Raw genomic sequence first — 11,125 nt, 5'->3', positions numbered from 1 at the left:
GGCCCCCGGGCGCGCCCGCCTGGGTCCGCGGGGGGGGGCCCTACCCGGGCCCCCCCCACGCCCGCTCGGCGTTCGAGAACTCAGATGTCGGCGTCGGGCAGCCACTTCTCGATGAGGTGGTCGGCGACGATCCGCCGGGCCGTGCCCGACTTGCCGCGCAGCACGATCGACTCGGTGCGGATGATCGGGCCCTTCTTGCGCACGCCGTCGAGGAGCTCGCCGTCGGTCACGCCCGTCGCGACGAAGAAGGTGTTGTCGCCGCGCACCAGGTCGTCCAGCTCGTAGATCTTGTCGCAGTCGAGGCCGGCCGCCTCGCCGCGCGCACGCTCGGCGTCGTCGAGCGGCGCGAGCTTGCCCTGCATGAACCCGCCGAGCGCCTTGATCGCGCACGCCGTCGTGATGCCCTCGGGGCTGCCGCCGATGCCGACGCACATGTCGATGCGCGACTCGTAGCGCGCGGCGTTGATGCCGCCGGCGACGTCGCCGTCGCTGATGAGGCGGGTGCCGGCGCCCGCGGCGCGGATGTCGGCGATGAGCTGCTCGTGGCGGGGGCGGTTCAGTACGGCGACGCGGAGCTCGCCGACGTCCTTGCCCTTCGCCGCAGCGAGGGCCCGCAGGTTCTCGCCGATCGGCTTGCGGATGTCGACGACGCCGATGCCCGAGGCATCCGTGACGATCTTGTCCATGTAGAAGACGCTCGACGCGTCGAGCATGCTGCCCCGGTCGGAGACCGCGATGACCGAGAGCGCGTTCTGCCGGCCCGCCGCGGTGAGCGAGGTGCCGTCGATCGGGTCGACGGCGATGTCGCACGCGGGGCCGCGGCCGTTGCCGACACGCTCGCCGTTGAAGAGCATCGGCGCCTCGTCCTTCTCGCCCTCGCCGATGACGACGACGCCGTCGAAGTTCACGGTGCCGAGGAACGCCCGCATCGCGTCGACCGCGGCACCGTCGGCGCCGAGCTTGTCGCCGCGCCCGATCCACGGGTAGGAGCGGATCGCCGCGGCCTCGGTCGCGCGCACCAGTTCGAGTGCGATGTTGCGGTCGGGGTGCAGGAAGAGGCTGGCGGTATCGGTGCTCACCATCGAGTGGTCCTCCGGAGTTCGTGCGATCGGCCTCGATCGGAGGCCGGCGGGGAAAGGACGATCGTCCGCTTCCAGCCTAGGCACGAGACCACGAGAGCGGCCCGGTTTTCGCCCGTTCGTCAGTGAAAGAATGTGCATTCTTAATCCACCGGTGCGGGCGGCGCGCTCAGCTCTCGAGGCGGTCGGCCCAGCCGGACGAGTTGCCGGGCGCCGACCACCAGTGCGCCCGCACCCCTGCGGGCATCCGCTGAACGCCCGGCAGCGCGAGGCCGATCTCGCAGTCGGTGACGGCGGCGAGCACGATGGCGGCGGGCGCCGCGCAGAGCTCGTCGAGATCGGCGAGCCCGTCGATGGCCCGCGCCCCACCGAGGTGGGTGAGCACCCGATCGCGTTCGGCGTCGGACCGCGGTGCGAAGCGCGCGAGCATCGACCCGCCGAGCGCCCGCACTGCAGCGGCCACGATGACGCCCTCGGGCGCGCCGCCGATGCCGATCACGGCGTCGAGACCGAGACCTGCGGGCGGGACGCCTCCCCCGGCCGGCGCACCACGCAGCGCCCGGAGGCTCCGCTCGATGTCGCCGTGCTCGAACAGCTCGGCCGACGCACCGGCGGCACGCACGGTCTCGACGTACGGGCGGTTGCGCGGGCGGTCCTGCACCGCGATGCGGATGTCCCGCGCGGCGACGCCCCGCGCGTGGGCGGCCTCGGCGACGAGTTCGGGGATGAGCTCGGCGATGGGGCGGCCCGCCGCCCGAGCTGCCGTGAACCCCGGCAACCAGGTGACGAGCTTCTCGAGATAGTGCGCGGGTCCCAGGTCGAAGAACGCTCCTCGCGGCGCCACCGAGATCACGGCCATCGCGCCGGCCCGGCCGGCGGCGGCGAGCCGGGTGCCGTCGACCGGGTCGACGGCGAGGTCGATCGCCGGGTCGCCGTCGCGGGCGCGACCGAACGGCTCGCCGAGGTGCAGCATCGGGGCGTCGTCCTTCTCCCCCTCGCCGACCACGACCCGGCCGTCGACCGGGAGTCCGGCGAGCGCGGCGCGCATCGCGGCGACTGCGGCGCCGTCGAGCGCGTCGCCGTCGCCGCGGCCCACCAATGGCAGGCATGCGGTCGAGGCCGCGACCACAGCGGGTCGCAGCAGCTTTGCGAGCATGGCGGCATCGGGGGCTCCGGTGAGCGCGGAGGCCCCGGCGGCGGCCTGCGCCTCGCGTTCGATCGGGTCGGTCATGGATCCATCCTGCCCCGCCGCGGCGCCGGGCCGACGTGCGGCGTCGCCACGTGGCATCCCACACCTGAGCCGTGCTCGACAAGTCGATAGACTCGTGCCGAATCCACACTGTCGTCACCGAAGGAGCACCATGCCCATCGCCACCCCCGAGCAGTACGCCGAGATGCTGGACACCGCGAAGGCCAAGGGCTTCGCGTTCCCCGCCTTCAACGTCTCGAGCTCGCAGACCCTCAACGCGGTGCTCCAGGGCCTCACCGAGGCGGGTTCCGACGGCATCATCCAGGTCACCACGGGCGGTGCCGACTACTTCGCCGGCCACACCGTGAAGGCCCGCGCGACCGGCGCCCTCGCCTTCGCGCGATTCGCGCACGAGGTCGCGAAGTCGTACCCCGTCACCGTCGCCCTCCACACCGACCACTGCCCGAAGCCGGCACTCGCCGACTTCGTCTTCCCGCTCATCGAGGCCTCCGAGGCCGAGGTGAAGGCCGGCCGCAACCCGATCTTCCAGTCGCACATGTGGGACGGCTCGGCCGTGCCGCTCACCGAGAACCTCGACATCGCGAAGGAGATCCTCCCGCGCATGAAGGCGATCAACGCGATCCTCGAGGTCGAGATCGGCGTCGTGGGCGGCGAAGAGGACGGCGTCAAGCACGAGGGCTCGAACGAGGCGCTCTACACGACCCTCGAGGACGCGATCGCGACGGTCGAGGCACTGGGCCTCGGCGAGCAGGGCCGCTACATGGCCGCGCTCACCTTCGGCAATGTGCACGGCGTCTACGCGCCCGGCAACGTGAAGCTGCGCCCGGCCCTCCTCAAGGAGATCCAGGACGGCCTGCAGGCGAAGTACGGCACGGGCGAGAAGCCGCTCGACCTCGTCTTCCACGGCGGCTCGGGCTCGACCGACGCCGAGATCGCCGAGGCGGTCGCGAACGGCGTCGTGAAGATGAACATCGACACCGACACCCAGTACGCCTTCACGCGCTCGGTCGCCGGCTACATGTTCCAGAACTACGACGGCGTGCTGAAGGTCGACGGCTCCGTCGGCAACAAGAAGCAGTACGACCCGCGCGCGTGGGGCAAGGTCGCCGAGTCGGCGATGGCCGTGCGCGTCGGCGAGTCGACCCGTCAGCTGGGTTCGGCCGGCCAGTCGATCACCTCGGCGTAAGGCAGCACCGGATGACTCGCGACGAGGCCGCTCGAACGCCCGACGACGGCGTGGCCGGCGCCGCTGCCCCGCAGCCGCCGGTGACGCCGCCCGCCGATGAGCGGCCTCGTCCGAGGTACGGCGAGTACGCCCCCGAAGGGTGGACCTGGCAGCCGCCCGCCGACCCGCACGCCGGCAGCTCGACCCAGCCGTCCGACGCGGCCGGCACGACCTCGCAGGCCGCCGCCGGACACGGTGCGACCGCAGGGGCGCCCACCCCCGCGTACCCGCAGGCCGGCGCCGTCGCCCGACCGACCGACCGCGCCTGGACGATCGCCCTGCTCGTCTTCGGCGCGATCGGTGCGGTCTACAACATCATGCAGATCGTCGCCGCGCCCTCGCTCGTCCTCGAGAGCCTGAAGCTCCCGGCGGACATCCTCGGCACCACGCCGCCGACTGAGTACACCCCTGGGCCCGAAGTGCCGATCGCGGTCACGGTCGGCGTGATCGCGCAGATCGTGCTCTGGATCGGCGCCCTGCTCTGGTCTCGTGCTCGCATGCGGGCCAGCGCCAGTTCGTGGTGGATCCCGCTCCTCGCCGGGGTCGCCGCGTTCATCGCGGTCATGATCGTGATCTCCGTCGTGCTCACGAGCGACCCCGCGATCGTCGAGTTCATGCAGACACCCCCGTCCGTCTGAGCCGTCGTCCCGCTTACCCGAGCGCCTCGATCGCACCCGTCTTCGGTTCGGCGGTCGCGGACTCAACCGCCTCCGCGTCGCGCTCGTCTTCGCGCACCGTCTCCTCCTCGCCGTCGACCGGCGCCGCGAACTGAGCCTGGTAGAGGCGCGCGTACGCGCCGCCCGCGGCGAGCAGACCCGCGTGCGTGCCCTGCTCGACGATGTGACCCGCCTCCATCACGAGGATGAGGTCGGCGTCGCGGATCGTCGAGAGCCGGTGCGCGATGACGAACGAGGTGCGATCCTCCCGCAGCGCGTTCATCGCGTGCTGCAGGAGCAGCTCGGTGCGGGTGTCGACCGAGCTCGTCGCCTCGTCGAGGATGAGCACCGACGGCTGCGCGAGGAACGCCCGCGCGATCGTCACGAGCTGCCGCTCGCCCGCCGAGAGGTTCGAGGCCTCATCGTCGAGCACGGTGTCGTACCCGTCGGGCAGGCTGCGCACGAAGCGGTCGACGTAGGTCGCGCGTGCCGCCTCGAGGATCTCCTCCTCCGTGGCATCCGGCCTGCCGTAGGCGATGTTCTCGCGGATGGTGCCCGAGAACAGCCAGGTGTCCTGCAGCACCATGCCCATGCGGCCGCGGAGCTCGTCGCGCGTCATCCGGGTGATGTCGACGCCGTCGAGCGTGATGCGTCCGGCGTCGAGCTCGTAGAACCGCATGATGAGGTTCACGAGCGTCGTCTTGCCGGCACCCGTGGGGCCGACGATCGCGATCGACTGGCCTGGCTCGGCGGTGAGCGAGAGGTGCTCGATGAGCGGCTTCTCGGGGTCGTAGCTGAACGAGACGTCGTCGAAGACGAGACGACCGGATGCCTCGCCGACAGTGGTCTCGGGCGCCTCCGGCTCGGCCGGGTCGGCCACCTGCTCGTCGGCGTCGAGCAGCTCGAACACGCGCTCCGCGCTCGCGACGCCCGACTGGAGCAGGTTCGCCATCGAGCCGAGCTGGCTCAGCGGCTGCGTGAACTGGCGCGAGTACTGGATGAACGCCTGCACGTCGCCGAGCGAGATCGACCCGCCCGCGACCATGAGGCCGCCGACGACGGCGATCGCCACGTAGACGAGGTTGCCGACGAACATCATCGCGGGCATGATGATGCCGCTCACGAACTGGGCGCCGAAGCTGGCCTGGTAGAGCTCCTCGTTCTTGTCGTCGAAGCCCTGCTCGACCTCGCGACGCCGGCCGAAGACGCGCACGAGCGCGTGGCCCGAGTAGGCCTCCTCGATGCGCGCGTTGAGGGTGCCGGTGTGCGTCCACTGGGCGACGAACTGCTTCTGCGAGCGCTTCGCGATGATCGTCGTGATGACGATCGTCAGCGGGATCGTGACGAGCGCGATGGCCGCGAGCAGCGGCGAGATGATGAACATCATGATGAGCACGCCGACGACGGTGAGGAGCGAGGTGAGCAGCTGGCTCATCGTCTGCTGCAGCGTCTGCGAGATGTTGTCGATGTCGTTCGTCACCCGTGAGAGCAGCTCGCCGCGCTGCATCTTGTCGAAGTACGAGAGCGGCAGCCGGTGGATCTTCTCCTCGACCTCGCGGCGCAGCCGGTAGACGGTGCGCTGGGTCACCCCGTTGAGCACGTACGCCTGCGCCCACCCGAACAGCGAGGCGAGCACGTAGAGGAGCAGCACGATCCCGAGCACCCCGGCGAGCGCGGCGAAGTCGATGCCCTGGCCGGGCACGATGTTCTGCATCGAGGCGACCATGTCGGCCTGCTGGGTGTCGCCCGACGCGCGCAGCTGGTCGACGACCTGCTGCTGGGTGACGCCCGACGGCATCTGCGCCGAGATGAAGCCCTCGAAGATGATGTTGGTCGCCTGGCCGAGGATCTTCGGCCCGAGCACGCTGAACACGACGCTGACGATGCCGAGGAGGATCACGAAGACGACGAGCGTGCGCTCGGGCTTCAGTCGTCCGATGAGGCGCTTCGCGCTCGGGCCGAAGTTCATCGACTTCTCGGCGGGCATGCCCATGCCGCCCATCGGGCCGCCGCCCATCGGGCCGCGCCGCACGGGCGGGCGGGGCGTCGCGGCGGGGGTCGCCGCCGTCTCGGTCTTCTGCTCGCTCACGCTGCCGCCTCCTCTGCGCTCAGCTGGCTCTCGACGATCTCGGCGTACGCCTGCGAGGTGTCGAGCAGTTCGTCGTGGGTGCCGCGGGCCGTGATGCGGCCGTCCTCGACGACGAGGATCTGGTCGGCCCCCGTGATCGTGGCGACGCGCTGGGCGACGACGATCATCGTCGCGTCGGCGACCTCGCGGTCGAGCGCGGCACGCAGTCGCTGGTCGGTCGCGGTGTCGAGCGCCGAGAACGAGTCGTCGAAGAGGTAGATCGACGGTCGCTTCACGAGCGCACGCGCGATCGAGAGACGTTGGCGCTGCCCGCCCGAGACGTTCGTGCCGCCCTGCGCGATCGGGGCGTCGAGCCCGTCGGGCATGGCCTCGACGAAGTCCCGGCCCTGTGCCGTCTCGAGCGCCGCCCACAACTCGTCGTCGGAGGCATCCGGGTCGCCGTAGCGCAGTGTCGAGGCGACGGTGCCGGCGAACAGGTAGGGCCGTTGCGGTACGAGGCCGAACTGCGCGTTGAGCAGTTCGGGGTCGAGTTCGCGCACGTCGACGCCGCCGACGAGCACGCTGCCCGAGGTCGCGTCGAAGAGGCGGGCCGCGAGGTTCACGATCGTCGTCTTGCCGGCTCCGGTCGAACCGATGATCGCGGTCACCTCGCCGGGGCGGGCGGTGAAGCTGAGGTCGTGCAGCACGGGCTCCTCGGCGCCCGGGTACGCGAAGCTCACGTTCCGGAACTCGACGGTGCCCGGGGCGGTGAGCCGCTCGACCGGCTGCGCCGGGTCGTGCACGGTCGACTCGGTCTCGAGCACCTCGCCGATGCGTCCGGCCGAGACGACCGCGCGCGGCAGCAGGAACGCGATCATCGTGGCCATCATGACCGCCATGAGGATCTGGATCAGGTAGCTGAGGAACGCCGTGAGCGAGCCGACCTGCATCGAGCCGTCCTCGACGCGGAAGGCGCCGAACCACAGCACGGCGATGCTCGAGAGGTTGAGCACGAGCATCACGATCGGGAACACGAGCGCGAAGAGGCGGCCGGCCTTGAGCGCGGTGTCGGTGAGGGCGTCGTTGGCGTCGTCGAAGCGCTCCGACTCGACGCCCTCGCGCACGAAGGCGCGGATGACGCGGATGCCGGTGAGCTGCTCGCGCAGCACCCGGTTGACCCCGTCGATCTTGCGCTGCATCGACTGGAACAGCGGCACCATGCGGCTGATGATGAGCCCGACCGAGACGAGCAGCACGGGCACGGCGACGACCATGATCCACGAGAGGGCCAGGTCCTCCCTGAGCGCCATGATGACGCCGCCGATCGCGAGGATCGGCGCCGAGACGAGGATGGTGCAGCTCATCAGCACGAGCATCTGCACCTGCTGCACGTCGTTCGTCGACCGGGTGATCAGGCTCGGCGCCCCGAACCGCGACACCTCCTGCTCGGAGAAATCGGCGACCCGGCGGAACACCGAGCGGCGCACGTCGCGGCCGAGACCCATCGCGGTCTTCGCGCCGAAGTAGACGGCGGTGATCGAGGCGGCCACCTGCAGCAGCGTGATGCCGAGCATGAGCGCGCCGGTCGACAGGATGAAGCCGGTGTCGCCCGTGGCCACGCCGTCGTCGATGATGTCGGCGTTGAGGCTCGGCAGGTACAGCGACGCGATCGACTGCACGAGCTGGAAGAAGATGACGGCGACGACGAGCCACCGGTAGGGGCGCAGGTACGTTCGCAGCAGTTTCAGCAGCATGGTTCGGTTCCCCTCGGGGCGGTTGACGGGGTGGATGCCTCGGTGGCGACGTCGCGCCGGCCGATGATGCCGTGCACGATGAGGTCGGCGAGCCGGTCGGAGTCGAGGCCGGTGGTCTGGGAGAACTGCGGCATCGCCGACGAGAACGCGATGATGCGCACGAAGGCGAACACGTCGGCGGGCGGGACCCGCAGCCGCTCGAGTTCGGGGGCGAGGAGCCGTTCGAAGATTCCGACGATGATCTCGATGTTCGGCGCGGCCGGCGGCCGGGGCCGGTTGCCGAGCGCGGCGAAGACGCCGAAGATGCCGCTGAAGCGGTCCTGGAAGCGGTCGATGACGAGCTGCATCTTGAGCTCGAGCGGCAGGCTCGGGTCGATGCGGCGGAGCGCGTCCCGGAACGGCTCGGGGTCGAGGAACACCTCGACGGCGGCGTCGATGATCGCCTCCTTGTTGTCGAAGACGCGGAACAGCGTGCCCTCGGCGACGCCCGCCGCCTCGGCGATCTGCCGGGTGGTGACGTCGCGGCCGTGGATCGAGAGCAGCGGCACGGTCGCGCGGGCGATCGCGGCGCGACGCTCGTCGACGGGCATCGGCCGAGCGCGGCTCGGCTTCGTGACGGGTGCGGTCATGTGGCCGAGACTACGCGGAGTGAGTGCTCACTCACTAGCGTTCGACGCCGAACGCATCACGCCGACGGCGAACAGCGCCGCGACCGCGTCGCTCGCTTCGACCGAGCGTGCGAGGTCAGGCGTCGGCGGAGCGACGACCGCCAAGCGCCCGCGCGTCGCGGTTGCCCTGCAGGTCCTTGCGGAGCTCCTTCGGCAGCGAGAACATGAGGTCCTCCTCGGCCGTCTTCACCTCGGCGACCTCGGCGTAGCCGGCATCGGCGAGCTCGAGCAGCACCTCTTTCACGAGGCCCTCGGGCACCGAGGCGCCGCTCGTGACGCCGACCGACGCGACGCCGTCGAGCCACTCCTGACGGATCTCGCTCGAGTAGTCGACCCGGTACGCGGCCTTCGCCCCGTTCTCGAGGGCGACCTCGACGAGGCGCACGCTGTTCGACGAGTTCGCCGAGCCGACGACGATCACGAGCTCAGCCTCCTGGGCGACCTTCTTGATCGCGACCTGACGGTTCTGGGTGGCGTAGCAGATGTCGTCCGACGGCGGGTCCTGCAGGTTCGGGAACCGCTCGCGCAGGCGGCGCACGGTCTCCATCGTCTCGTCGACCGAGAGGGTCGTCTGCGAGAGCCACACCACCTTGTCGGGGTCGCGCACCTCGATGTTCGGCACGTCGTCGGGGCTGTTCACGAGGGTCACGTGGTCGGGCGCCTCGCCCGCCGTGCCCTCGACCTCTTCGTGCCCCTCGTGGCCGATGAGCAGGATCTCGAAGTCGTCGCGGGCGAAGCGCACCGCCTCGCGGTGCACCTTGGTGACGAGCGGGCAGGTCGCGTCGATGGCGTGCAGGCCGCGGTCGGATGCCGCGTTCACGACCGCCGGCGAGACGCCGTGCGCGCTGAACACGATGTGGGCGCCCTCGGGCACCTCGTCGACCTCGTCGACGAAGATCGCGCCCTGCTTCTCGAGCTCGGTCACGACGTGGATGTTGTGCACGATCTGCTTGCGCACGTACACCGGCGCGCCGTAGTGCTCGAGCGCCTTCTCGACCGCGATCACGGCGCGGTCGACACCCGCGCAGTAGCCGCGCGGCGCTGCCAGCAGCACCCGCTTGGCGCCGTCGACCGGGTTATTCTTGAGCCGGCCTCGCACGCTCGGGATTCTGGGCATGCCGAGGTCGATCCGCGGTGCATCAGTCAAGCTCGTCACGATGCCAATCCTACGCGGCGCAGCCTGGGCGGGCGGTCGGGAGGCCAGCGTGACGGATGCACCGGCACCGCGCGACGCTCCGGCGACGCGCGAGGCGCCCTGGCCGGTCGCGCAGCTCTCGGCGAAGCTCAAGCAGTATCTCGACCGCCTCGGCACGGTCTGGGTCGAGGGCGAGATCACCCAGTGGGGCGTCTCGGGCGGCAACGTCTACGGCAAGCTGAAGGACCTCGACGCCGACGCGACCGTGTCGTTCCAGATCTGGTCCTCCGTGAAGTCGCGCCTCGGCGGCGACTTCAAGCAAGGCGACCGGGTCGTCGCACTCGTGAAGCCGAACTGGTGGGTCAAGGGCGGCTCGCTGTCGATGCAGGTGTTCGAGCTGAAGCATGTCGGCCTCGGCGACCTGCTCGAACGGCTCGAGCGCCTGCGCGCGCAACTCGCGGCCGAGGGGCTCTTCGACGTCTCCCGCAAGCGGCGGCTGCCGTTCCTCCCCGGCGTCGTCGGACTCATCACCGGAAAGGACAGCGACGCCGAGAAGGACGTGCTGCGCAACGCCCGCCTCCGGTGGCCCGCCGTCGAGTTCCGGGTCGTGCACGCGGCAGTGCAGGGCGATCGCACCCCGGGCGAGGTCGTCGCCGCGATCGAACGCCTCGACGCCGACCCCGAGGTCGAGGTGATCATCGTCGCGCGCGGCGGCGGCGACTTCCAGAACCTGCTCGGCTTCAGCGACGAGCGCGTCGTGCGGGCCGCGGCCGCGGCATCCACCCCCATCGTCTCGGCGATCGGCCACGAAGCCGACCGCCCCCTGCTCGACGAGGTCGCCGACCTCCGCGCCTCCACGCCGACCGACGCCGCGAAGCGCGTCGTGCCCGACGTCGGCGAAGAGCTGCTGCGCGTCGAACAGGCGCGCGCCCGCATCGCGCTGCGCCTGCGCACCCTCATCGCGCACGAGATCGATCGCATCGGCCATCTCCGCACCCGGCCCGCGCTCGCCGACACCGCCTGGATCGTCGATCGTCGGTCTGAAGACCTCACCCGCTGGGTCGCCCGCGGCGCCGAGCTCGTCGAGCGGCAGATCGAGCGGCAGACCCACCGCATCGGCGAACTCCGCGGCCATCTGCGGGCGCTCTCGCCGCAGTCGACCCTCGATCGCGGGTACGCGATCGTGCAGGGCCCAGACGGACACGTCCTCCGCGGCCCGCAGGGTGCGCCGTCGGGCGCGGCCCTCACCCTCACGCTCGCCGAAGGCCGCCTCGCGGCCCGCTCGGAGGGCGAGGCCGCTCCGGTCGGAGACTCAGGCGACGCCGAATAG

9 protein-coding genes are annotated in these 11,125 nt (G+C 70.9%); 3 read left to right on the top strand and 6 right to left on the bottom strand.

Annotation, left to right across the window (positions count from 1 at the left end):
* Positions 1–80: 80 nt before the first annotated feature.
* Both glpX and ACFVTR_RS15525 read right to left on the bottom strand, forming a co-directional pair.
* Positions 81–1,082: a class II fructose-bisphosphatase gene (glpX, locus tag ACFVTR_RS15530; protein ID WP_376947320.1), complete on the bottom strand. Its 1,002-nt coding sequence runs from the start codon at positions 1,080–1,082 to the stop codon at positions 81–83.
* Between the two features lie 166 nt (positions 1,083–1,248).
* Positions 1,249–2,310, bottom strand: coding sequence for a fructose-bisphosphatase class II (locus tag ACFVTR_RS15525; RefSeq protein WP_387038733.1), 1,062 nt, complete (start codon positions 2,308–2,310; stop codon positions 1,249–1,251).
* 130 nt (positions 2,311–2,440) lie between these two features.
* On the opposite strand from ACFVTR_RS15525, the gene fbaA reads away from it, so the two are divergent.
* Together fbaA and ACFVTR_RS15515 are read left to right on the top strand one after the other, a co-directional pair.
* Positions 2,441–3,475, top strand: coding sequence for a class II fructose-bisphosphate aldolase (gene fbaA / locus ACFVTR_RS15520; protein WP_387038731.1), 1,035 nt, complete (start codon positions 2,441–2,443; stop codon positions 3,473–3,475).
* Between the two features lie 11 nt (positions 3,476–3,486).
* Positions 3,487–4,152: a DUF6264 family protein gene (locus ACFVTR_RS15515; RefSeq protein WP_387038729.1), complete on the top strand. Its 666-nt coding sequence runs from the start codon at positions 3,487–3,489 to the stop codon at positions 4,150–4,152.
* A 13-nt stretch (positions 4,153–4,165) separates the two neighbouring features.
* On the opposite strand, the gene ACFVTR_RS15510 is transcribed toward ACFVTR_RS15515, so the two are convergent.
* The 4 genes from ACFVTR_RS15510 to ACFVTR_RS15495 form a co-directional block, all read right to left on the bottom strand.
* Complete coding sequence (locus ACFVTR_RS15510) at positions 4,166–6,187, bottom strand: ABC transporter ATP-binding protein (RefSeq protein WP_387039158.1); 2,022 nt, start codon at positions 6,185–6,187, stop codon at positions 4,166–4,168.
* A 68-nt stretch (positions 6,188–6,255) separates the two neighbouring features.
* Positions 6,256–7,992, bottom strand: a complete 1,737-nt coding sequence (locus ACFVTR_RS15505; RefSeq protein ID WP_387038727.1) for an ABC transporter ATP-binding protein — start codon at positions 7,990–7,992, stop codon at positions 6,256–6,258.
* On the bottom strand, positions 7,983–8,621 hold the full coding sequence (locus ACFVTR_RS15500; RefSeq protein ID WP_387038725.1) for a TetR/AcrR family transcriptional regulator: 639 nt from the start codon (positions 8,619–8,621) through the stop codon (positions 7,983–7,985). The genes ACFVTR_RS15505 and ACFVTR_RS15500 overlap by 10 nt, the downstream gene beginning before the upstream one ends.
* Before the next feature lie 115 nt (positions 8,622–8,736).
* Entirely contained in the window at positions 8,737–9,777 is a 1,041-nt protein-coding gene (locus ACFVTR_RS15495; protein WP_387039156.1) for a 4-hydroxy-3-methylbut-2-enyl diphosphate reductase, read from the bottom strand.
* An 88-nt stretch (positions 9,778–9,865) separates the two neighbouring features.
* On the opposite strand from ACFVTR_RS15495, the gene xseA reads away from it, so the two are divergent.
* Positions 9,866–11,125 carry an exodeoxyribonuclease VII large subunit gene (xseA, locus tag ACFVTR_RS15490; protein ID WP_387038724.1) on the top strand — a complete coding sequence of 420 codons (1,260 nt, stop codon included), beginning with the start codon at positions 9,866–9,868 and terminating at the stop codon, positions 11,123–11,125.

It is taken from the genome of Agromyces sp. NPDC058126 (assembly GCF_042884595.1).
Lineage (GTDB): Bacteria > Actinomycetota > Actinomycetes > Actinomycetales > Microbacteriaceae > Agromyces.
The sequence above is the reverse complement of the archived record's forward strand: the minus strand, read 5'-3'. Positions and strand labels throughout refer to the sequence as shown.

What these genes read in the sequence shown, in the direction of transcription:
- glpX (WP_376947320.1), bottom strand. Translation starts at nt 1,082, where the DNA reads ATGGTGAGCACCGATACCGCCAGCCTCTTCCTGCACCCCGACCGCAAC.
- ACFVTR_RS15525 (WP_387038733.1), bottom strand. Translation starts at nt 2,310, where the DNA reads ATGACCGACCCGATCGAACGCGAGGCGCAGGCCGCCGCCGGGGCCTCC.
- fbaA (WP_387038731.1), top strand. Translation starts at nt 2,441, where the DNA reads ATGCCCATCGCCACCCCCGAGCAGTACGCCGAGATGCTGGACACCGCG.
- ACFVTR_RS15515 (WP_387038729.1), top strand. Translation starts at nt 3,487, where the DNA reads ATGACTCGCGACGAGGCCGCTCGAACGCCCGACGACGGCGTGGCCGGC.
- ACFVTR_RS15510 (WP_387039158.1), bottom strand. Translation starts at nt 6,187, where the DNA reads ATGGGCGGCGGCCCGATGGGCGGCATGGGCATGCCCGCCGAGAAGTCG.
- ACFVTR_RS15505 (WP_387038727.1), bottom strand. Translation starts at nt 7,992, where the DNA reads ATGCTGCTGAAACTGCTGCGAACGTACCTGCGCCCCTACCGGTGGCTC.
- ACFVTR_RS15500 (WP_387038725.1), bottom strand. Translation starts at nt 8,621, where the DNA reads ATGACCGCACCCGTCACGAAGCCGAGCCGCGCTCGGCCGATGCCCGTC.
- ACFVTR_RS15495 (WP_387039156.1), bottom strand. Translation starts at nt 9,777, where the DNA reads ATGCCCAGAATCCCGAGCGTGCGAGGCCGGCTCAAGAATAACCCGGTC.